Here is a 21,693-nt window from a genome sequence, read left to right as displayed (position 1 = left end):
TCAAGAAACTTGATGGCGACATATGTAGGGGTCGGCGGGCGCGTCCACCGCTTCCGGCTGCCGTTGTCGGACCCCTCCGGTAGGTTCCGAAGTACGCGGAACGACCAGGGGGACGGACGTACGACATGAGCGATCTCGCCACCACCGAAATGGACCTCGACACGGCCATGGAGCGGTACCGGGTCGAGCTCACCGGCTACTGCTACCGGATGCTCGGCTCGTCCTTCGACGCCGAGGACGCGGTGCAGGACACGTACGTCCGCGCCTGGCGCGCCCACGAGAAGTTCGAGGGCCGGTCCTCGCTGCGGTCGTGGCTGTACCGAATCGCCACCAACGTCTGCCTGGACCTGCTGAACGCGGGCAACAAGCGGGCCCGCCCGATGGACCTGACCGCCCCGCAGCACCAGGCCTCCGCCGTGCTCAACGAGCGCCCCGAGGTGACCTGGCTGGAGCCGGTCCCGGACGGTCGGGTGCTGCCGCAGACCGCCGACCCGGCGGAGATGGCGCTGGCCAAGGAGTCCGTCCGGCTGGCCTTCGTCGCGGCGCTCCAGCACCTGCCGGCGAAGCAGCGGGCGGTGCTCATCCTGCGCGAGGTGCTGGCCTGGAAGGCCGACGAGGTGGCCCAGCTCCTGGAGACCACGACGGCCTCGGTGAACAGCGCCCTCCAGCGGGCCCGGGCCACCCTGGCCGGGCAGTCGCTGCGCGAGAGCGACCCCGCGGATCCGCTCGACGCGGACCAGTCGAAGCTCCTGGAGCAGTACCTCGCCGCCTTCGAGGCCTACGACATCTCCCGGCTCACCACCCTCCTGCACGAGGACGCGGTGCTCTCGATGCCGCCGTACGACCTGTGGCTCCAGGGCCACGCGGACATCGCGGCCTGGCACCTGAACCAGGGCATCGGCTGCAAGGGTTCCCGGCTGATCCCGACGACGGCGAACGGCCTGCCCGCCTTCGGCCAGTACCGGCCGCGCGAGGACGGACGACCGGGCCACACCCCGTGGGCGCTCCAGGTGCTGGAGATCTCAGACGGCAAGATCGTCGGGCTCAACGCCTTCCTGGACACCGCGCGGTGGTTCCCGCTGTTCGGCCTCCCCGAGGAGCTCGACGAGTCCTACGAGGTCCAGCAGGGCGCGTAGGGCGGGCCCTGCGCCGGTCACCCGCAGCGGCCGCCCCCGCGCGGCCAGCCGCAGCCTGGCCAGCACCTCTACGTCGGCGAGCCCGGGCCTGGTGACCGCGGCGGCGTCGCAGACCACCGCGCCGGCCCCGCCGTCGTAGAGCCGGGCCAGCCGGGCGCACAGCAGCGCGGCGTCCTGCGGGGCGGCCGGTCCGGGACCGGGCAGCACGAGCTTCTGGATCTCCACGAGAGGGTGACTCCCCCGCCCACCGGAACTCATCGGCGGGCACGCACAATGGCGCGATGAAGCCTGCCTACTGGGACCCGGTGCCCTACGTCCGCCGGCTCGTCACGCCCGAGACCCGGCGCTTCCCGGTGTTCTCGGGGGTCTGGGCCGAGCGGAACCGGCGCAACATCCCCGGCCCGTTCTACGGGGCGGACACCGACTGCATGGAGCTGGGCCGGTGGGAGGCTCCGCGTCACATCGCCTACGACGGCGACCACGAGTTCGTCTACCGGCAGCCGGTCAACGCCTTGGAGGCCGAAGCCCTGTTGAGCGCCGCCCAGGTGGAGCTGTACTCCGGCTACGGCTGGGACGGCGACGACCACTGGACCGTCGAGGCGGTTCGCGACTGGTGGCGAGAGCGCGGGCAGGTCCGTGAGTGGGCCGTGGCCGCCGCGGCCGAACGGGACGCCGAGGACCCCCGTACGAGGTGCACCACCAGGACGCCGCCCGCGGCCTGCGCGACGTCGTCGCGTACATCGACGACGGTCTGGAGGCCTACCTCCGCGGCTACCTGTTCTGGCTGGAGCAGCGCCGCGAACCGCTCCCGGGCGAGACCCTGCCGCGGCTCTGAGGTCAGGGGCGGGGGAAGACGGAGGTGTCGATGGCGAGGTCGAAGGGGGTAGGCAGGTGGAAGGTGTCGCCGAACCTGCCGGCACCCAGCACCCGGTACTCGTCCTGCTTCGGCTCCCCGTACAGCGTGACCGTTGGGCCGCCGGGGGCGTGGGCGTCGATGAGGAGGTAGAGCGGGATGCCTGCCCGGGCATACGCTGCGGACTTCTCGGTGCGGTCCTGCGCCGCCGTCGAAAGGGACGTGATCTCGGCGACGAGGACGGCGCGCTCGGCGGGCACGTAGCACTCCGTGGCCGACTCGACGAGGACGGACGAATCCAGGACCAGGATGTCCGGGGTGAGCATGGCCTTGCAGGACGCGACCGCGATGCTCTGCCTCTGGTGGACGCCCCACGTCTCGGGCAGCGCCGGGCAGAGCGCGCGCCGGACCATGGACGCGATGAGGGCGTGGCGGTTAGCCGCCCGGGGAGCGACCCTGACGGTCCCGCCGATGATCTCCACTTTGCAGCCCTCGGGCCAGTCCAGTTCCTCCCAGAGGCGGACGAGGCCCTCCCAGCTGTCGTGATCGGGTACGTACGGGGCGGTCGGTGCGCTCATTTCCTGCTCCTCGTGAAGCGGTCGGCACCGATCCCAGCACGCCGAACGGGACCGGTGGGGGTCCACCGGTCCCGTTCACACGAAAGGGAAGCCGCAGGTCAGGCGATGCGGTCCAGGACGATCGGCGTGGCGGAGAAGGCCGTGCCCGCCGGGGCGATGTCGTACGTGCCCGCCAGGGAGGCGAGGGCGTAGTCGAACTTCTCCGGGGTGTCCGTGTGCAGGGTCATCAGCGGCTGACCCGCCGTGACGGTGTCGCCCGGCTTCGCGTGGAGCTCGACGCCCGCGCCCGCCTGCACCGGGTCCTCCTTGCGCGCGCGGCCGGCGCCCAGGCGCCAGGCGGCGACGCCGACCCCGTACGCGTCCAGGCGGGTCAGGACGCCCGACTCGGGCGCGGTGACCACGTGCTGCTCGCGGGCGACCGGGAGGGTCGCGTCCGGGTCGCCGCCCTGGGCCGCGATCATCCGGCGCCAGTGGTCCATCGCGGAGCCGTCGGCGAGGGCCTTCGCCGGGTCGGCGTCCTTGATGCCCGCCGCGTCCAGCATCTCCTTGGCCAGCGCGATGGTCAGCTCGACCACGTCGGCGGGTCCGCCACCGGCGAGGACCTCGACCGACTCGCGGACCTCGAGGGCGTTGCCGGCGGTCAGGCCGAGCGGGGTGGACATGTCGGTGAGCAGCGCGACGGTCTTGACGCCCGAATCGGTGCCGAGGCCGACCATGGTGCGGGCCAGCTCGCGGGCGTCCTCGATGTTCTTCATGAACGCGCCGGTGCCGACCTTGACGTCCAGGACGAGCGAGCCGGTGCCCTCGGCGATCTTCTTCGACATGATCGAGGAGGCGATCAGCGGGATGGCCTCGACGGTGCCGGTGACGTCACGCAGGGCGTAGAGCTTCTTGTCCGCCGGGGCCAGACCGTCACCGGCCGCGCAGATGACCGCGCCGGTGGTGTCCAGGACGTGCAGCATCTCCTCGTTGGAGAGCAGCGCGCGCCAGCCGGGGATGGACTCCAGCTTGTCGAGGGTGCCACCGGTGTGGCCGAGGCCGCGGCCGGACAGCTGGGGCACGGCCGCGCCGCACGCGGCGACGAGCGGGGCGAGCGGGAGGGTGATCTTGTCGCCGACGCCGCCGGTGGAGTGCTTGTCGGCGGTCGGGCGGGACAGGGAGTCGAAGTTCATGCGCTCGCCGGAGGCGATCATCGCCGCGGTCCAGCGGGCGATCTCGGTCCGGTTCATGCCGTTGAGCAGGATGGCCATCGCCAGCGCCGACATCTGCTCGTCGGCCACGACACCGCGGGTGTACGCGTCGATGACCCAGTCGATCTGCTCGGGGCTCAGCTCACCGCGGTCCCGCTTGGTCCGGATGACGGAGATGACGTCCATGTGGTGCTTCCTTCTACGCGCATAGAGAGGGGGAGATGAGGGGTTCAGGAACGGAAGGACGACGGCCCTCCGCCCCGGCAGGGGCGAAGGGCCGTCGGCACGGCTATCTCAGGTGGTCGGGCCCGAAGGCCTGCGGCAGCATCGCCGCCAGGGGGAGGATCCCGTCCGGGGTCTCCACCAGCAGCTCGTCGCCGCCGAATTCGTACAGCAGCTGGCGGCAGCGGCCGCACGGGACGAGGATCTCGCCCTTTCCGTCCACGCAGGTGAAGTGCGTGAGGCGGCCTCCGCCGGTGGCGTGCAGGGAGGAGACCAGTCCGCACTCGGCGCACAGGCCCAGCCCGTAGCTGGCGTTCTCGACGTTGCAGCCGGTCACGACGCGGCCGTCGTCCACCAGGGCGGCGACCCCGACCGGGAAGCCCGAGTACGGGGCGTACGCCCGGGTCATCGCTTCCCGGGCGGACGTCCGCAGGGCTTCCCAGTCCACCGTCCGGTCCGAGGTCACTTGCCCTGACCCTTGCGGTACGGCATGCCGTCCGCCTTGGGCATCCGCAGGCGCTGCGCCGACAGGGCGAGCACCAGCAGGGTGGTCAGGTACGGAGCGGCGTCCACGAACTGGCTCGGCACCGAGTCGGTCGTCGCGTACCAGAGGAACAGCAGCGCGGCGAAGGCGGCGGCGACGCCGGCCTGGATGTACTTCTTCTTGTACAGCTGCCAGACGCAGACGAGCACCAGCAGGATCGCGATCAGCAGCAGCATCGCGTGGACGTTCTCCGCGCCACCGCGCAGCTTGAGGCTGTCGATGAAGCCGAACAGGCCCGCGCCCATCGCCATGCCGCCCGGCATCCAGTTACCGAAGATCATCGCGGCGAGACCGATGTAGCCGCGGCCGCCGGTCTGGCCCTCCTGGTAGATGGGGCTGGCGACCTCGGACAGGTACACGCCACCGAGGCCGGCGAGGGCGCCCGAGATGATCACGGCGATGTACTTGTACTTGTAGACGTTGACACCCAGCGACTCGGCGGCGATCGGGTTCTCACCGCAGGAGCGCAGGCGCAGACCGAAGGAGGTCCGCCACAGCACCCACCAGGTGGCGGGGATCAGCAGCAGGGCCACGATGGTCAGCAGGGAGATCTCGGTGACCAGACCGCCGATGACGCCGGCGAGGTCCGAGACGAAGAACCAGTGCTTGCCCTGGAGGTCGCTCATCCAGTCGGAGAGCCCGGGGACTGTGATCTTGGTGATCGGTTCGACCTGGGGGGACTGCTTGGAGGAGCCGCCCGGGGCCTCGGCGAACGTGAAGTTCGACAGGTACTGGGTGAAGCCCAGCGCCAGGATGTTCACGGCCACACCGGAGACGATGTGGTTGACGTTGAAGGTCACCGTGATGATCGCGTGCAGCAGGCCACCGGCGGCGCCGCCGGCGATGCCGACCAGCACACCGGTCCAGGGGCCCCACTGGTAGCCGGCCCAGGCACCGAACCAGGTGCCGAGGATCATCATGCCTTCGAGGCCGATGTTGACCACACCGGCGCGCTCGGCCCACAGACCACCGAGACCGGCGAGGCCGATCGGCACGGCGAGGGACAGGGCGCCGGCGACCTGGCCGACGGAGGTCAGGTCGTTGGCCCCGGAGATCAGGCGGACCACGGAGACCAGCGCGAGGGCGCCCGCGATGATCAGCATGATCCACGGGAGGGTGAGCTTCTTGCGGCCGCCGGTGGCGGGTGCCGCCTTCTTCGTGGAAACGGTGCTGGCGCTCACGCCGCGACCTCCTTCTCGGTCTTCATGGCGTGGCCCGCGGCCAGCTCCTCGCCGACCTTCTGCTGCTGGCGGCGCAGGCCGTAGCGGCGGATCAGCTCGTAGGAGACGACGACCGCGATCACGATCAGGCCCTTCATGATCGTGCCGATCTCCTTGGCGTAGCCGGCCGTGTCGAGGCCGGCGGACGCCTTGTCGATGAAGGCCATCAGGAGGGCGGCGAAGAAGATGCCGACGGGGCTGTTGCGGCCGAGCAGGGCGATGGTGATGCCGGTGAAGCCGACACCCACGGGGAAGACGAGGGTGTACGTGTGGCTCTCGCCGAGCAGCACCGGCATGCCGGAGAGGCCGGCGACGGCGCCGGAGATGAGCATCGCGGTGATGATCATCTTCTTGGAGTCGACACCGGAGGCCGCGGCGGCGGACTCGCTGGCGCCGCTGGCGCGCAGGTCGAAGCCGAAGCGGGTGCGGTTGAGCACGAACCAGTAGACGACGCCGAGGGCGAAGGCCACGAAGGTGAAGCCGTAGATCTCGCCCGAGTCGCCGAGGGAGAGGGCCGGGAACCAGCCGGACTGGGCGATCTCGCCGGTGGTGAGGTCGTTGGAGCCCTCGACCTGGACACCGAGGTTCTTCGGCAGGAGCAGCCAGGCGATGAGGCTGGTCGCGATGGCGTTCAGCATGATCGTCGAGACGACCTCGCTGACTCCGCGCTTGGCCTTCAGCACACCCGCGATACCGGCCCAGGCGGCGCCCGTCAGCATCGCGACGAGGACGATCAGCAGGATGTGCAGCGGGCCGGGCAGCGCGATGGCGCCACCGACCACGGCGGAGATCATCGCGGCGAGGCGGTACTGGCCGTCGACGCCGATGTTGAAGAGGTTCATCCGGAAGCCGATGGCGACGGCCAGGGCTGCCAGGTAGTACGTGCCGGCCTGGTTGACGATGAGGACCTGGATGTCCTCGTAGCCACCGTTCTCCACCATGATGCGCAGCGGCTCGATCGGGTTGATGCCCGTCGCCGCCAGGACGATCATGGTCAGCACGAAGGCGCTGAGCAGTGCCAGCAGGGGCCCGGCGATGGCGAGCATCAGCCGGTCCTTGTCGAATGTCTTCATCGGGCCTCGTCCTCCGTCGTGTCACCGTCGGCAGCGGCGGAGTGGTTGTCGGTTGCTTCCAGGTGCCCCGAAGCGGCACCCGTCATCGCGGTGCCGAGCTCCTCGGGGGTGACGGTCGCGGGGTCGGCGTCCGCGACCAGACGGCCGCGGTAGATCACGCGCAGGGTGTCGGACAGGCCGATGAGCTCGTCCAGGTCGGCGGAGATCAGCAGCACGGCCAGACCCTCGCGGCGGGCCTCGCGGATCGCGTCCCAGATCTGCGCCTGCGCGCCGACGTCCACACCGCGGGTGGGGTGGGCGGCGATGAGGAACTTCGGGTTGTGGCTCATCTCGCGGCCGACGATCAGCTTCTGCTGATTGCCGCCGGAGAGCGAGGCCGCCGTGACGTCGATGCCGGGCGTGCGGACGTCGTACTCGCGCACGATCCGCTCGGTGTCCTTGCGGGCCGCCTTCGGGTCGAGGATGCCCCTCTTGGAGTTGGGCGCCTCGGTGACGTGGCCGAGGATGCGGTTCTCCCAGAGCGGGGACTCCAGCAGCAGGCCGTGGCGGTGACGGTCCTCGGGGATGTAGCCGATGCCGCCCTCGCGGCGCTTGCGCACCGGCGTCTTGGTGATGTCCTTGCCGTCCAGGGAGATGACACCCGAGTCGGCGGAGGCCATGCCCATGAGGGCTTCGATGAGCTCCGTCTGGCCGTTGCCTTCCACACCGGCGATTCCGAGGATCTCGCCCTTGTGGATGGTCAGGTTGATGTCGTCCAGCAGGAGGCGGCCCGCACCGACGTGCTCCAGGGTGGCGGAGTCCGGGGCGCCCGCGGGGGCCATGGTCTCCGGCTCGGCGACGACGGCGTCGCCCGCGGCCAGGGTCAGGCCCGTCACCTGCAGCATCGGCGTGGTCGTCACCGTGGACTCGCGGGTCTCGGGCGACGGCAGCTCGGAGCCGACCATCAGCTCGGCGAGCTGCTTGGTGGTGGCGGTCTTCGGGTCGGCGGTGCCGACCGTGGTGCCGCGCCGGATGACGGTGATGTCGTCGGCGACCTTCAGGACCTCGCCCAGCTTGTGCGAGATGAAGATGACGGTCAGGCCTTCGGCCTTGAGCTCGCGCAGGTTGTCGAAGAGTGCGTCCACCTCCTGCGGCACGAGCACGGCGGTCGGCTCGTCGAGGATGAGGATCTTCGCGCCGCGGTAGAGGACCTTGAGGATCTCCACGCGCTGCCGGTCGGCGACACCGAGGTCCTCGACCAGGACGTCGGGACGTACGCCGAGGCCGTACGCGTCCGAGATCTCCTTGATCTTCTTACGGGCCTTGGCGCCGATGCCGTACAGCTTCTCGCCGCCGAGAACCACGTTCTCCAGGACGGTGAGGTTGTCGGCGAGCATGAAGTGCTGGTGCACCATGCCGATGCCGCGGGCGATGGCGTCGCCGGGGGTGCTGAAGGAGACCTGCTCCCCGTCGATGGCGATGGTGCCCTCGTCCGGCTTCTGCATGCCGTAGAGGATCTTCATCAGAGTCGACTTGCCGGCGCCGTTCTCACCGATCAAGGCATGGACCGTGCCCTTGCGGACGGTGATCGCGATGTCCTTGTTGGCGACGACGCCGGGGAAGCGCTTTGTGATGCCGTGCAGTTCTACGGCGGGGGGCGGGCTGGACGCGTTGATGACGCACTCTCCTTGGCGCGGAAGGAGCGGAAGGCAGGGGGGACAGGGCGGGGAGAGAAAGTATCGCGTCCACGATGCTTCTACGCGCGTAGCACTGTCGGAAGTGAAAACTTGCGGCCAGGCGGCCACGTGGTCACAGACTAATGATCACAGAACGTGGCTCGGGGCCCGGGAGCGATGTCGACCGCTTCCCGGACCCCGGAGACCAGGACTACATGTCAGGAACGGCCTTACGGCTGGGTCTTGACGATGATCTTCTTGGCGATGATGTCGGCCTTGGCCTTCTCCACCGCGGCGACGACGTCAGCCATCTCCTTGTACTTCGGGTTGGAGTCGGCCAGGCCGACGCCGTCCTTGTCCAGGCCGTAACGGATCTCACCGGTGGTCGGCTTGCCGTCCTCGACCGACTTGATCAGGTTGAAGACCGAGTCCTCGACGTCCTTGGTGACCGAGGTCAGGATCGAGTCCTTGTACTTCGCCAGACCGGCCTGGTTGTACTGGTCGGAGTCGACACCGATGGCCCACTTGCCCTTGGAGGACGCGGCCTCGATGGCACCCGAACCGGCGAGACCGGCAGCGGCGTAGACCACGTCGGCGCCACCCGCGTCGAGCTGGCCCAGCGCGGCGGCCTTGCCGAGGTCGGGCTTGGCGAAGCCGTCGAAGTTCGGCGGCTGCGTCAGGTACGCGGAGAGCACCTTGGCGTTCGGGTTGGTGTCCTTGACGCCCTGGGTGAAGCCCGCCTCGAACTTCTTGATCAGCGGAACCTCGACACCGCCGATGAAGCCGACCGTGCCGGTCTTGGACGCCTTGGCGGCGGCGACGCCGGCCAGGTAGGAGCCCTGCTCCTCGTTGAAGACGAGGTTGGCGATGTTCTCGCCGGTGACCGAGGTGTCGTCGATGATGCCGAAGGTGGTCTTCGGGAACTTCGGCGCGACCTTCTTGATGGCCGGGGCGTAGGCGAAGCCGACGCCGATGACCGGGTTGTTGCCCTTGCGGGCCAGCTCGGTGAGGCGCTGGACCTTGTCGGCCTCGCCCTCGCCGTCGGTGGGCTCCGCCTCGGCGGTCTTGATCTTGAGATCGGTTTCGGCCTTCTTCAGGCCGGCGTAGGCGGCGTCGTTGAACGACTGGTCGCCACGGCCACCGATGTCGTACGCGATGGCAGCGGACTTCTGACCCGACTCCGAGGGGGAGGACGAGGCGTCCGACGACTTCTTTCCGCCACAGGCGGTGGCCGAGAGGGCCAGCGCCGCGGACGCGATGCCCACGGTGGCGATCCTGGTGATCCGGCGCAAGGGGAGGCTCCTTCAAAACCTGACCGAAGCGCCACGACCGGCGCTGGTTTCGCGGCGATCGTAACGCGCGTAGATGTCAGTTAAAGGCCCGTTCATGAGTCGTTATCGGATCGTCGTGAACCGGACAGTGACCGATCGGTAACTCCTTCTGCGCCCAGCCCTTGTGTACCAAGGGCTGGACACGCCCACCGGGAGCCCCGCGGATGTTGTAAGGAGTTTCGCCCGCCGGCTGCTTCTCGACGGTCCCGCGGCTACCTCGTGGCCACCGCGCGGAGCCCGTCGATCATCGCCGCGGCCGTGAAGAACTCCACGCCGACGGCGATCGCGGACTCGTCCACGTCGAAGTCGCCCCGGTGCAGGTCACGCTTGGCGCTGTCGCCCGGAGTACGCACGCCGAGGCGGGCCATCGCGCCCGGCACGTGCTCCAGGTACCAGGAGAAGTCCTCCCCGCCCAGGCTCTGCTCGGTGTCCTCGACCGACTCCGCTCCGCAGCGGACCCCCATCGCCTCGCGCAGCAGCTCGGTGATCACCGGGTCGTTGACGACCGGGGGCACTCCGCGCACGTGGTTGATCTCGAACTTGGCGCCGTGCATGGTCGCGATCTCGTCGATCGCCGCGTGGATCATGTCCGGCGCCTCGTGCCAGGCGTTCAGGTCCAGGCAGCGCACGGTGCCCGAGAGCTCGGCGTGCATCGGGATCACGTTGCAGGCGTGCCCGGCCTCGATCCGGCCCCAAGTGACGGACATGCCCGAGCGGGCGTCCATCCTGCGGGCCAGCAGGGCCGGGGCGTCGACGGCCACCCGGGCGGCGGCCGTCACCAGGTCGGTGGTCAGGTGCGGCCGCGCGGTGTGCCCGCCGGCGCCGGAGAGGGTGACCTCCAGCCGGTCGCAGGCGGAGGTGATGGGGCCGGCCCGCAGCCCGATGCGCCCCGCGTCGACCCGGGGGTCGCAGTGCACGGCGACGATCCGGCCGACGCCGTCCAGGACCCCGGACCCGATGGCGTCGGTGGCCCCGCCCGGGAGCACCTCCTCGGCGGGCTGGAAGAGCAGCCGCACCGGGCGGGGCAGCAGCCCCTGCCGGTCGAGCTCGGCGAGGACCAGGCCGGCGCCGAGGACCACGGCGGTGTGCACGTCGTGGCCGCAGGCGTGGGCGCGGTCCGGGAAGGTCGAGCGGTACGGGACGTGCGTCTTGGCGTCCGGGATGGGCAGGGCGTCGATGTCCGCGCGAAGGGCCAGCATCGGCCGGCCCCCGTCCCAGGTGCCGACGTCACAGATCAGGCCCGTGCCGGAGTTCAGCACCCGTGGTCGCAGGCCGGCTTGCTCCAACCGGGCCTTGATCGCCGCGGTGGTACGGAATTCCTGGTGTCCGAGCTCCGGGTGCATGTGCAAGTCCCGGCGGAAGGCGATCAGTTCGGTACGCAGGTGGTCCGGAAGCTTGCCGGGCAGCTCGGGCCGGTCGGACGCGGCGGGCTGGGCGGTCTGGGACTCGCGGGACATCAACTGGTTCACCCGTTGAAGGGTAGGCCCACGGACGGGTCAACTGGCCGGGGATCACGAAAAGTTCATGCCGTTAGGGGAAAGAAACCCGACCTCTGGACGCATGACCGGATGCGCCCGGGGGTAAACTCGCGCGCTCATCAGGCCGTGGGAGCCACCTGCGCAGGCAGTCTGCGCACATCACGGGCGGTGTCCGTGACCCCGGCGAGGAAGCTGCGGGCGCGCGGGGAGGCGGACCCGGTGAGCCACGCCGGATCCACGTCGCAGACGGCCACCGTGACACCGGTACCGGTCAGGGCGTACGGCAGCGTGTGGACGACGGTGGACGGAAAGCTGACGATCGTCCGGCCGACGGGACCGCGCCGGGCGATCAGCTCCAGCGGCAGGTCCGGGCGTACGATCTCCAGCCCGGTCGCCCGGCTCAGTGCGCGCAGCTTCTCCGGGGACTCGCGGCGGTGGGCGAAGTAGCGGGTGGCGCCGTGTTCCAGGGTCAGGGCGCGCACCGCGTCCAGATAGCGGTCCGGATCCACCACCCCGGTCTCCACGAGGGAGGTGCCGACCAGGTCGGTGCCCCTGGTCAGGCGGGGCGGGCCGAACCGGGCGCGGGTCCAGGCGAAGTCGTTGACCCGCAGCGTCATCCCGCCGTGGGCGGTGACGGGCATCGAGCTGAACACCTCGACGCGGTGGCCGCTGTGCGCGGCCGGCGTGAAGCGGCGGCGGGCGGTCGCCGAGACGGGCGCGTACGCCAGCTCGCGGATCCGGCCGGGCAGTCCGCCGCCCCCGACCCGGTGCCACCGTACGAGGCGTTCGCCGCGGGCGGTCTGGGCCATGAACTCCATGGTGGCGGTGCCGTCGTCGACCACCACGAGCTCCTCGGCCCGCACCAGGGTGAGCAGCAGCTGGACGTAGCGCGAGAAGGGGTCGCCGACGACGACCGTGCGCGCGGCGCGCACGTCGCGCGCCAGCGCGGCCAGCGCCTTCAGCGGCGCGAACCGGCTGCCGCGCGCCTCCTGCCACCGGACCTCGTGCCCCTCGTCCCGGGCCAGTGCGGCCACCCGGCGCAGTTGGCCGCGGGACATCGGGTCGGTGGGCGGCAGGACGACGATCCGCAGGGGGGACGCGGCGCCCGCCGGCCGGGGGGCGGGCCCGGGCAGGTCCGCCCCGCCGGCCCGGCGCCCCCGCTGGCGCGGGACGCCGTCCAGCTGCGGCTGCGCTCCGGGGCGTGCGTACGCCCACTCCAGCACGTTCAGGAGCTGGACGGGACTCTCGACGAACGCGAGGGTGGCTGCGGAGGGGGCGGCGGGGGCGGAGGGGGTCACCACGTGCTCCTTGTCGGGGGGCGGATCTCGTACGCGCCGGACCTCGGGTCAGACGGCGGCCAACTCGCCCCGGACGCGGCGGAGCTTCTTCATGGGGCCGAGCTCGGACTCGTAGACGCGCTTGATCCCGTCGCCGAGGGCGGTCTCGATGGTGCGGATGTCGCGGACCAGGCGGGTGAGGCCGCCGGGCTCGACGGAGGCGGCCTGGTCGGAGCCCCACATGGCGCGGTCGAGGGTGATGTGGCGCTCGACGAAGGTGGCGCCGAGGGCGACGGCCGCGAGGGTGGTCTGCAGGCCCGTCTCGTGGCCGGAGTAGCCGATCGGGACGTTCGGGTACTCCTCCCGAAGGGTGTTGATCACCCGCAGGTTGAGCTCCTCGACCTTCGCCGGGTACGTCGAAGTGGCATGGCAGAGAAGGATGTTGGCGCTGCCGAGCACCTCCACCGCGTGGCGGATCTGGTGCGGGGTGGACATGCCGGTGGACAGGACGACGGTGCGGCCGGTGGCGCGCAGGGCGCGCAGCAGCTCGTCGTCCGTGAGGGAGGCGGAGGCCACCTTGTGGGCGGGGACGTCGAACTTCTCCAGGAAGGCGACGGCCTCGGTGTCCCACGGGGAGGCGAACCAGTCGATCCCGCGCTTGGCGCAGTGGTCGTCGATGGCGCGGTACTCGTCCTCGCCGAACTCGACCTTGTGGCGGTAGTCGATGTAGGTCATCCGGCCCCAGGGGGTGTCGCGTTCGATGTCCCACTGGTCGCGCGGGGTGCAGATCTCCGGGGTGCGCTTCTGGAACTTCACGGCGTCGCAGCCCGCTTCGGCGGCGGCGTCGATGAGGGCGAAGGCGTTGCCGAGGTCGCCGTTGTGGTTGATGCCGATCTCGCCGACGACGTAGACGGGGCGGCCGGGGCCCGCGGTGCGGGAGCCGAAGGTGCGCAGGCGGGGGTCGGGGGTGCTCGTCATGGCAGGGGGCGTCCTTCGGTGCGGGGATGTACGGGGAGTACCGGGTGCGAGGGGTGTGAGAGGTGCGAGGGGTGTGGGGCGCGGGTCGAGCAGGGGTGCGAGCAGTCGGGCGCGGGTCAGGTCGTGCGGGTCGTCGATCTCCAGGACCCGGGCGGGATCGGTGGCGACGGGGAGGGTGCGGCCGAAGAACCGGTGCCGGGCGCCGCGGAAGCCGGTGGCGTCCATGGCGTAGGCGGCGCCCGTCTCCAGCAGGTCCTGCGGCCGGTCCTGGCGCCGAGGGCGGTACGCCCGGTCGTGGTTGACGCCGGTTCCGGAGCCGTCGGCCCCTTCCCGCCAGAGGAAGCCGTGGAACGGGGCCACGGTCAGGGCCGAGTCGGCCTCCCCGGAGGCGACGGCGACGGCGACGGACTCGACGTCGGAGGTGGTGAGGAAGGGGCTGGTGCACTGGACGAGGAGGACCACGTCCACGGCGAGGGAGTGCAGTTCCTCGAACGTGGCGAGCGCGTGCAGGACGGCGGCCTCGCTGCTCGCGGTGTCGCCGGAGATCGCGGTGGGGCGGGCGATGACGTCGGCTCCGGCGGCGCGGGCGGCGGCGGCGATGGACTCCGAGTCGGTGGAGACCACCACGTCGGTGACGGTGGGCGCGGCCCGACAGGCCAGGACGGCGCGGGCGACGAGCGGGACGCCGGCGACCTCGGCGAGGTTCTTGCCCGGCACTCCCTTGGAGCCGCCGCGGGCCGGGATGACGGCGAGGACCCTCACAGCTCCCCCAGCCTGCGGATCACCGGAGCCACGCGCTGCACGCCGTGCCGGTAGGCCCCGCGGGCGGCCTCCCGGAGGTGGCCGCGCAGCCGGCGGCGCAGCCGGGACTCCCCCGCGGCCGGGCGCACCGCGCCGGGCAGCGGGGTGCCGTCGGGCGCCAGGTGGTGGCGGGCGAGGATCCCGGGGAGGTATCCGGGGGCGGTGGTGCGCGTGTAGTAGGGGGCGGGCGAGGGAAGCCGGGCCGCGGCGAGCAGGCCGGCGACCTTGGCCCGGGCGACGGCGTAGGGGTCGTGCTCCGCGGCTGCGTCGGGCCCGGCGGACAGGCCCGGTCCGGAGGCCGCTGCCAGGGGGTCGCCGGGGCCGCTCCCGGACGCGGCCGGGAGTACGCCCTGCGCCGCCAGCCAGACCGGATCACCGGTCGGCAGGAGCCCGGAGTCGAGCTGGTCCCAGGAGGCGAGGCAGCCGGAGCCGAGGAAGTGGTGGTTGCCGAGCGTCTCGCGGATGCCGAGGTCGGTGAGGATCGCCGTCGGGATGGACCGGTGCAGGGATTCCAGGGCCGCGGTGGAGGAGACGGTGACCAGCAGGTCGGCGCCGTCCAGCACCTCGCCCATGTTCCCGTACACCAGGCGGCAGTTGGCGGGCAGTCCGCCGGGGAGCCGCTCCGCGAGCCGCTGGTACGGCTGTTCCTCCAGGTGTGTGGTGTGCTCCCCGGGCCTGCTCCGCAGCTTGATCAACACCTCCCGGTCGGGGTGCTTGCGGGCGTGGCCGGCGGCCCGTTCCAGCAGGTAGGCGCGGTCGGCGCGGCTGTCGGGCACAGAAGGCTGGACGGCGAAGACCACCGTGTGGGCCCGGCTCCCGGCCGGCTCGTACGGCGCTCCGCCCAGGAAGGGCAGCGCGGTCTCGGTGACGGCGGCGGCGTCCGCGCCGACCCCCTCGTACACGGCGCGGAACCGCCGCGCGTCGTGGCGGGAGTTGGCGAGCACGAGGTCGGCGCCGTGCCTCAGCAGCAGCCCGTCGGCGAGCTTCTCGTAGACGACGCCCACGTAGCCGGTGACGAGTACGGGGCGCCGGGCCGGGGCGGGCCACAGGGCGCGGGCCCCGTGCAGGACGGCCTGGACGGCCCCGCCGACGAGCGCGAGGACGACCACGTCGTAGCGCTCGCGTTCGATCTCGGCGAGGAACTCGGCGCAGGTCACCTCGGACAGCCGCTCGGCCCGCACCCCCACCTCGCCGAGCTGGCGCGCGGTGGGGGTGGCGCGGCCGCGCAGCAGGAATCCGGTGAGCTGGTGGTCGGGCACGAGACGGCGGGCGGTGAGTGCGCCCCATTTCCATCGCGTATCGGAATCGGCGAGTACGGCGACGCGTTTGCGTTCTGGCACGCGGCAGAAGCTATTCCGCGATTTCGGTGATCGGCCCAACGACCGCACAACAGCGGGTTAACAACGCGTCTACGAAATGCGAAAGCGTACGGGTTAACTCTCCCGCCCCGCTCCGTTCACACGGAATCCGCGTCCGGGCCACAGTGAATGACGGGCGGCGCCCTAATGTCTCGCGGGTGCCCAAGCTCTCTGTTGTCGTGCCGTTCTACAACGTGCAGACATACGCACCGGACGCCCTGAAGAGTCTCGAACTCAACGCCCGGGAGGATTTCGAGTTCCTGCTCGTCGACGACTGCTCGACGGACGGGACGCCCGACCTGCTGGAACGGGCGGCGCGCGAGCTGCCGGGAGCGGTCCATCTCAGACACGAGCGCAACGGGGGCCTCGCCACCGCGCGCAACACCGGTCTGGACGCGGCCCGCGGCGAGTACCTGACGTTCCTGGACGGGGACGATTGGCTGGCGCCCGGCCACCTGGCCCGGACCCTGGCCGCCATAGAGGCCCTGAGCTGCGACTTCGTCCGGACGGACCATGTGCGGTGCACGGGCAGGTCGCGGAGCGTGCAGCGCGTCCCCTACGGCCCCGAGGCGGTGGTCGCCGCGCCGCGCACCGCGATCCTGCCCGCCGACCGGGCCACCTCGGTGGACTACCCGTACGCCTGGGCGGGGATGTACCACCGGCGCCTGCTGGACCGCGGGGTGCTGCACTTCACCGACGGGCTACGGACCGCGGAGGACCGGCCGTGGATCTGGCGGCTGCACCGGGAGGCGGAATCCTTCGCCGCGGTCGGACTGCCGGGCGTCTTCTACCGGCGTGGAGTGTCCACCTCTTTGACGCAAGTCGGGGACGAACGACAGCTCGATTTCATCCGTGCATTCGATCAGGTGCTCGCCGAGGTCATGGCCGACCGGGAATGCGATCGACTGCTCCCGAAAGCCGTCCGGACCTATTGTGCAATTATCGCCCACCATGTGGGGTCCATCGAAAGGTTCGAGCCGGACGTGGCCAAGAAACTCCGTACGATGAGCACGGCCGCGCTCGGCCGCATGCCGCAGGGCGTACTGGACCAGGTCCTGGATTCCATGGACGTCGAACGCTCCACCGTGCTGCGCCGCCTGCGCACCGGCCGCCGTGCCATCGCCCCCGCGCGCAAGGCGGCCCCGTCAGGAGCAAGCGTCTGATGCCCACCCAGATCTTCCTGGCCTCCACCCTCTACGGTGCGGCCACGCTCGCGGCGGGCATCGACGCGGGCTCCTTCCCACCGGCCGGCCGGCGCATCCTGCTGACGAGCAACCACGCCGTCACCGCCGAGGTCACCCTGGGGGTCACGGACATGCCGGGCTTCGCCGCCCTGCGTTCCCGCTTCGACGAGGTCCTCGACTGGAACCGCGTCATCGAGCCGCAGCACCCCAGCACCTGGGCCCCGCGCGCGGAGGACGTCCCGATCTGGGAGCGGCAGCTGCGCTCGCTGTGGCACCTGGGCGAGGACCGGATCGAGCTGATCGTGGAATCCCTCCAGGTCCCGCCGGCCCAGAGCCTGTGCCGGCTCTTCCCGGGCGCGGCCGTCGACGTCTACGCCGACGGGCTCATGAGCTACGGCCCCACCCGCTTCCGCCTCGACCCGCAGCTCGGGATGCGGGTGCGGCGGGTGCTCCACCTGGACCTGGTGCCCGGCCTGGAGCCGCTGCTGCTGACGGAGTTCGGGGTACGGGTGGAACTGGTGCCGACGGAGCCCTTCCTCAAGGTCCTCGCGGAGCTCGCCGAGGCCACCGCGGACGCGGCACCCGAGCCGGCCGGGCCCCCGGCCCTGCTGCTGGGCCAGTACCTCTCCGCGCTCGACCTGATGACCCTGGCCGAGGAGGAGGAGCTGCACGTGTCGATGGTCCGGGGCGCGCACGCCTTGGGCCACCGGGAGCTGGTCTTCAAACCGCACCCCGGAGCCCCGGCCGCGTACTGCCGCCGGGCCGTGGAGGAGGCCGAACGGCTCGGCGCCCGGCTGACGGTGATTGCCGCCCCGGTCCTGGCCGAGACCCTCTACCAGCGGCTGCGCCCGGCGCTGGTCGTCGGCTGCTTCTCCACCGGACTGCTGACCGCCGCCACGCTGTACGGACTTCCGGTGGCCCGGACCGGCACCGACGCGGTGCTGGCCGCGCTGACCCCGTACCCGAACAGCAACCGGGTCCCGCTGGCCCTGGTGGACGCCCTGCTGCCGGACCTCGCCGACGCCGAGGCGGTCCGCACCTGGACGCCGCCGACCCCCGAGCAGGTCCGGGCGGAGCCGGCCGCGCTGCTCACCGCCATCGGGTTCACGATGCAGCCCCAGATCCTGGCCGCCCGCCGGCCGGCGGCCGAGGCCTACCTGGCCAAGCGCCTGACCCCGCGCACCTGGCGGTACTTCACCCGCCGCCGGCTGACCACGCTCGGCCTGCCCGGCGGCCTCCCGGCGCAGCTGTCGTTCCTGCCGCGCAGCCCGGCGGTGCGCCGGGTCGTACGGCGGATGGGGTGGCTGCGCCGCGTCGTCAGCTGAAGGACCTCAGCTGACGGCGAGCTTGGCCGCGAAGCCGAGGAACAGCACGCCCGCCGCCGAGGTGGCCCCGGCCGACAGCCGCTTGCGACGCCGGAAGGCCGCCGAGAGGCGGGTGCCGCCGAAGATCAGCATCGTCAGGTACAGGAAGCTGCCGGTCTGCAGCAGACCGCCCAGGAGCAGGAAGGACAGCGCCGGGTAGGCGTAGGACGGGTCCACGAACTGCACGAAGAAGGACATCAGGAAGAGGATGGCCTTCGGGTTGAGGAGACTGATCAGCAGCGCCCGCCGGTAGGGCCGCTCGTTCTCGGCCGGGTCGGCGGGGGCGGCCGCCTCCGCCTCGGCCCGCTCCGCGCGCGTACGCCACAGCGCCCAGGCGCCCCGCATCATCCCCACGGCCAGCCACGCCAGGTAGCCGGCGCCGAGGAACTTCACCACGGTGAACACCAGCGGGCTCGCCCGCAGCAGGGCCCCGGCGCCCACAGCGGTCAGCAGCATGAGCACGGCGTCGCCGGTGAACACCCCGGCGGCGGCCTTGTACCCGGTGCGCACTCCGCGACGGGCGGCCACGGAGAGCACGTAGAGGGAGTTCGGGCCCGGCAGCAGAATGATCAGCACCAGGCCGGCGAGATAGGTCGGAAGATCTGTCACACCCAGCATGCGCAGGAGTGTCCCACAAGGTTGCACCTGTCGTGCCACTGTGTTTCACCAGGTGGAACCGGTGGGCTCGTACGTCCCCCAGACCTCCCGCAGTGCGCCGCACACCTCGCCCACCGTGGCCCGGGCGCGCAGCGCCTCCTTCATCGGGTACAGCACGTTCGCCGTCCCGGCCGCCGCCTCCTTCAGCGCGGCGAGCGCCGCGGTCACCGCCGCCTCGCCTCGCTCCGCCCGCAGCCGGGCCAGCGCCGCGCACTGGCGTGCCTCGATCGCCGGGTCCACGCGCAGCGGTTCGTACGGTTCCTCGCGCTCCAGCGTGAAGCGGTTGACCCCGACCACCACGCGTTCCCCGCTCTCGGTCTCCCGCGCGATGCGGTAGGCGTTCCGCTCGATCTCGGCCTTCTGGAAGCCGGCCTCGATCGCGGCCACCGCCCCGCCCTGGTCCTCGATCCGGCGCATCAGCGCGAGCGTCGCCGCCTCCAGCTCGTCCGTCATCCGCTCCACCGCGTACGACCCGGCGAAGGGGTCCACGGTGTGCGGCACGTCCGTCTCGTACGCGAGGACCTGCTGGGTGCGCAGGGCGAGGCGGGCGGACTTCTCGGTGGGCAGCGCGATCGCCTCGTCGAAGGAGTTGGTGTGCAGCGACTGGGTGCCGCCGAGAACGGCGGCCAGGGCCTGCACGGCCACCCGTACGAGATTGAGTTCCGGCTGCTGCGCGGTGAGCTGGACCCCGGCGGTCTGGGTGTGGAAGCGCAGCATCAGCGACTTCGGGTCCCGGGCCCCGAACTCCTCCCGCATGACGCGCGCCCAGATGCGCCGGGCCGCGCGGAACTTCGCGACCTCCTCCAGCAGGGTGGTGCGGGCGACGAAGAAGAAGGAGAGCCGGGGGGCGAACTCGTCGACCGCCATCCCGGCGGCCAGGGCCGTACGGACGTAGGCGATGCCGTCGGCGAGGGTGAAGGCCACCTCCTGCGCGGGCGAGGCGCCGGCTTCGGCCATGTGGTAGCCGGAGATGGAGATGGTGTTCCACCGGGGGATCTCGGCCCGGCAGTAGCGGAAGGTGTCGGCCGTCAGCCGGAGCGAGGGGCCGGGCGGGAAGATGTACGTCCCGCGCGCGATGTACTCCTTCAGCACGTCGTTCTGGACCGTCCCCGTCAGCTGCGTGCCCGAGATGCCCTGTTCCTCCGCCACCAGTTGGTAGAGCAGCAGGAGCAGCGCGGCGGGCGCGTTGATCGTCATCGAGGTGGAGACCCGGTCGAGGGGGATCCCGTCGAACAGCGTGCGCATGTCGTCGAGCGAGTCGACGGCGACGCCGACCTTGCCCACCTCGCCCTGCGCGAGGGGGGCGTCGGAGTCGTGCCCCATCTGGGTCGGCAGGTCGAAGGCGACGGACAGCCCGGTGCCGCCGCCCTCGATGAGCTGCCGGTAGCGGGCGTTGGACTCCGCGGCCGTGCCGAAGCCGGCGTACTGCCGCATCGTCCACGGGCGACCGGTGTACATGTTCGGATAAATCCCCCGCGTGTAGGGGAAGTCACCCGGTTGTCCGAGTGCGGCCGCCGGGTCCCATCCCGTCAGGTCGGCCGGTCCGTAGACGGGTTCGACGGGAATTCCGCTCTCGGTCTGTGCCATGTGACGTGGTCCTCCGTGGAGCAAACGGGCCCAGGACTGGTAGAACCTCCCCCGAACCACCGCCGGGGTTCGGCGACCGCGTATCGCTTCGTAAGGCCGCGGACGGCTGCCGGTCACAATGGCGCAACATCCCGGAGCCGAGTGCAACTGTCCACGCACGCGGAGCATCACCTAGATACACGACGTAGAAACCGGGGGGACTGCAATGCAGCGCCAGAGAGTCATAATCCGCACGATCGGGGTGGCAACCGCCGTCGCACTCGCCGCGACCGCCTGCGGACCGCAGAAGACGGAGCCTGTCGCCTCCGCCTCCTCGGCTTCGTCCTCGCCCACGGCGGGCACCTCCCCCGAAGCCTCCCCGACCACCGACGGCAAGCCCGGCGAGACCTCCGCGTCGCCGTCCGCCTCCGCCTCCGCGTCGGCCTCCTCCTCCACCTCCCCTTCGCCCGCGGTGAAGGCGATCATGGCCAACGGCGACGAGAGCGACCAGGTGCGCGAGCTCCAGGCCCGGCTGCGCCAGCTCAAGCTGATATCGGTCGCACCGACCGGCTTCTACGGCTCGAAGACGACCGCCGCGGTCAAGACCTTCCAGTCGAAGAACGGGCTGACCGCCTCCGGTTCGGTCGACGACGCCACCTGGAAGAAGATCCAGGCCGCGAGCAAGAAGCCCACCGCCGACGAGCTGCGCCCCTCGACCGTCAACGAGGTCGACGCCCCGGACCCGCGCTGCATGCAGGGCCGCGTCATGTGCATCAGCAAGGAGAGCCGCACCCTCGCCTGGATGATCGACGGCAAGGTCGTCTCGACGATGGACGTGCGCTTCGGCTCCGAGAACACCCCGACCCGCGAGGGCGTGTTCAACGTGGGCTGGAAGGCCAAGGAGTGGACGTCGACGATCTACCACACGCCGATGCCGTACGCGATGTTCTTCAGCGGCGGCCAGGCGGTGCACTACTCGGCCGACTTCGCGGCCCGCGGCTACAACGGGGCCTCGCACGGCTGCGTGAACGTCCGGGACAAGGGCAAGCTGTCGGCGCTGTTCGACCAGGTCCAGGTCGGCGACAAGGTCGTCGTCTACTGGTGATGTCACCGGAGCCGGAGCCCGTCCCGGAGCCGGAGCCCGTCCCCACGGCAGGTGAGCGGCAAGCAAGAAGCCCGAGGCGATCGCCTCGGGCTTCTTCCGGTCCGAACGTCATGGGCGCGGGCA

Annotated in this window: 19 protein-coding genes and 1 pseudogene; 5 read left to right on the top strand and 15 right to left on the bottom strand. The window is 71.1% G+C overall.

The genetic code is table 11. The features are described 5' to 3' along the window. Positions 1-125 precede the first annotated feature (125 nt). On the top strand, positions 126-1,136 hold the full coding sequence (locus ACGFYY_RS10415) for a sigma-70 family RNA polymerase sigma factor (RefSeq protein ID WP_393708149.1): 1,011 nt from the start codon (positions 126-128) through the stop codon (positions 1,134-1,136). On the opposite strand, the gene ACGFYY_RS10410 is transcribed toward ACGFYY_RS10415, so the two are convergent. Beyond that, positions 1,023-1,361: an STAS domain-containing protein gene (locus tag ACGFYY_RS10410; RefSeq protein ID WP_393708147.1), complete on the bottom strand. Its 339-nt coding sequence runs from the start codon at positions 1,359-1,361 to the stop codon at positions 1,023-1,025. The two genes, ACGFYY_RS10415 and ACGFYY_RS10410, sit on opposite strands and share 114 nt — an antisense overlap. A gap of 466 nt (positions 1,362-1,827) precedes the next feature. Between ACGFYY_RS10410 and ACGFYY_RS10405 the strand changes: the two genes are divergently transcribed. Continuing rightward, positions 1,828-1,971: a hypothetical protein gene (locus ACGFYY_RS10405; RefSeq protein ID WP_393708145.1), complete on the top strand. Its 144-nt coding sequence runs from the start codon at positions 1,828-1,830 to the stop codon at positions 1,969-1,971. A gap of 2 nt (positions 1,972-1,973) precedes the next feature. Here ACGFYY_RS10405 and ACGFYY_RS10400 read toward each other — a convergent pair whose 3' ends face one another. The 12 genes and pseudogenes from ACGFYY_RS10400 to ACGFYY_RS10345 form a co-directional block, all read right to left on the bottom strand. After that, entirely contained in the window at positions 1,974-2,567 is a 594-nt protein-coding gene (locus ACGFYY_RS10400; protein ID WP_393708143.1) for a Uma2 family endonuclease, read from the bottom strand. 98 nt (positions 2,568-2,665) lie between these two features. Continuing rightward, positions 2,666-3,943: a thymidine phosphorylase gene (locus tag ACGFYY_RS10395; RefSeq protein ID WP_030009876.1), complete on the bottom strand. Its 1,278-nt coding sequence runs from the start codon at positions 3,941-3,943 to the stop codon at positions 2,666-2,668. 103 nt (positions 3,944-4,046) lie between these two features. After that, on the bottom strand, positions 4,047-4,445 hold the full coding sequence (locus tag ACGFYY_RS10390; protein ID WP_365272846.1) for a cytidine deaminase: 399 nt from the start codon (positions 4,443-4,445) through the stop codon (positions 4,047-4,049). Further along, positions 4,442-5,704 (bottom strand): ABC transporter permease, encoded by a 1,263-nt coding sequence (locus ACGFYY_RS10385; protein ID WP_365272843.1) that lies wholly within the window; start codon positions 5,702-5,704, stop codon positions 4,442-4,444. The genes ACGFYY_RS10390 and ACGFYY_RS10385 overlap by 4 nt, the downstream gene beginning before the upstream one ends. Then, positions 5,701-6,816, bottom strand: coding sequence for an ABC transporter permease (locus ACGFYY_RS10380; protein ID WP_365272840.1), 1,116 nt, complete (start codon positions 6,814-6,816; stop codon positions 5,701-5,703). The genes ACGFYY_RS10385 and ACGFYY_RS10380 overlap by 4 nt, the downstream gene beginning before the upstream one ends. Beyond that, on the bottom strand, positions 6,813-8,471 hold the full coding sequence (locus ACGFYY_RS10375) for an ABC transporter ATP-binding protein (protein WP_393708528.1): 1,659 nt from the start codon (positions 8,469-8,471) through the stop codon (positions 6,813-6,815). Before ACGFYY_RS10375 ends, ACGFYY_RS10380 begins: the two co-directional genes overlap by 4 nt. 230 nt (positions 8,472-8,701) lie before the next feature. Next, entirely contained in the window at positions 8,702-9,763 is a 1,062-nt protein-coding gene (locus tag ACGFYY_RS10370) for a BMP family ABC transporter substrate-binding protein (RefSeq protein WP_365272838.1), read from the bottom strand. Between the two features lie 251 nt (positions 9,764-10,014). Then, positions 10,015-11,259 carry an amidohydrolase gene (locus ACGFYY_RS10365; protein ID WP_365272874.1) on the bottom strand — a complete coding sequence of 415 codons (1,245 nt, stop codon included), beginning with the start codon at positions 11,257-11,259 and terminating at the stop codon, positions 10,015-10,017. Positions 11,260-11,399: 140 nt separating this feature from the next. After that, a complete protein-coding gene (locus ACGFYY_RS10360; RefSeq protein WP_393708139.1) occupies positions 11,400-12,578 on the bottom strand; it encodes a hypothetical protein in 1,179 nt (392 codons plus the stop codon). A gap of 48 nt (positions 12,579-12,626) precedes the next feature. Then, positions 12,627-13,535, bottom strand: a complete 909-nt coding sequence (locus ACGFYY_RS10355; protein WP_393708525.1) for an N-acetylneuraminate synthase family protein — start codon at positions 13,533-13,535, stop codon at positions 12,627-12,629. Between the two features lie 378 nt (positions 13,536-13,913). Continuing rightward, positions 13,914-14,297, bottom strand: a pseudogene (locus tag ACGFYY_RS10350) (cytidylyltransferase domain-containing protein); the annotation flags it as partial. Next, the gene (locus tag ACGFYY_RS10345; RefSeq protein ID WP_393708137.1) at positions 14,294-15,676 is read right to left on the bottom strand and encodes a DUF6716 putative glycosyltransferase; all 1,383 of its coding nucleotides are present in this window, start codon (positions 15,674-15,676) and stop codon (positions 14,294-14,296) included. The pseudogene ACGFYY_RS10350 and the gene ACGFYY_RS10345, both read right to left, overlap by 4 nt. A 176-nt stretch (positions 15,677-15,852) precedes the next feature. Here ACGFYY_RS10345 and ACGFYY_RS10340 point away from each other — a divergent pair, with 176 nt between their 5' ends. Next, on the top strand, positions 15,853-16,857 hold the full coding sequence (locus ACGFYY_RS10340; protein ID WP_393708135.1) for a glycosyltransferase family 2 protein: 1,005 nt from the start codon (positions 15,853-15,855) through the stop codon (positions 16,855-16,857). Further along, complete coding sequence (locus ACGFYY_RS10335; RefSeq protein ID WP_393708133.1) at positions 16,857-18,203, top strand: polysialyltransferase family glycosyltransferase; 1,347 nt, start codon at positions 16,857-16,859, stop codon at positions 18,201-18,203. The genes ACGFYY_RS10340 and ACGFYY_RS10335 overlap by 1 nt, the downstream gene beginning before the upstream one ends. Positions 18,204-18,209: 6 nt before the next feature. On the opposite strand, the gene leuE is transcribed toward ACGFYY_RS10335, so the two are convergent. Together leuE and ACGFYY_RS10325 are read right to left on the bottom strand one after the other, a co-directional pair. Beyond that, a complete protein-coding gene (leuE, locus tag ACGFYY_RS10330) occupies positions 18,210-18,860 on the bottom strand; it encodes a leucine efflux protein LeuE (protein WP_030712550.1) in 651 nt (216 codons plus the stop codon). A 45-nt stretch (positions 18,861-18,905) separates the two neighbouring features. Continuing rightward, positions 18,906-20,486: a methylmalonyl-CoA mutase gene (locus ACGFYY_RS10325; protein ID WP_393708130.1), complete on the bottom strand. Its 1,581-nt coding sequence runs from the start codon at positions 20,484-20,486 to the stop codon at positions 18,906-18,908. Between the two features lie 205 nt (positions 20,487-20,691). Between ACGFYY_RS10325 and ACGFYY_RS10320 the strand changes: the two genes are divergently transcribed. Continuing rightward, the gene (locus ACGFYY_RS10320) at positions 20,692-21,570 is read left to right on the top strand and encodes a peptidoglycan-binding protein (protein WP_393708128.1); all 879 of its coding nucleotides are present in this window, start codon (positions 20,692-20,694) and stop codon (positions 21,568-21,570) included. Positions 21,571-21,693: the final 123 nt, after the last annotated feature.

Origin of the sequence: Streptomyces sp. NPDC048331 (assembly GCF_043201215.1) — a bacterium.
GTDB lineage: Bacteria > Actinomycetota > Actinomycetes > Streptomycetales > Streptomycetaceae > Streptomyces.
This window is presented reverse-complemented; position numbering and strand designations above follow the sequence as displayed.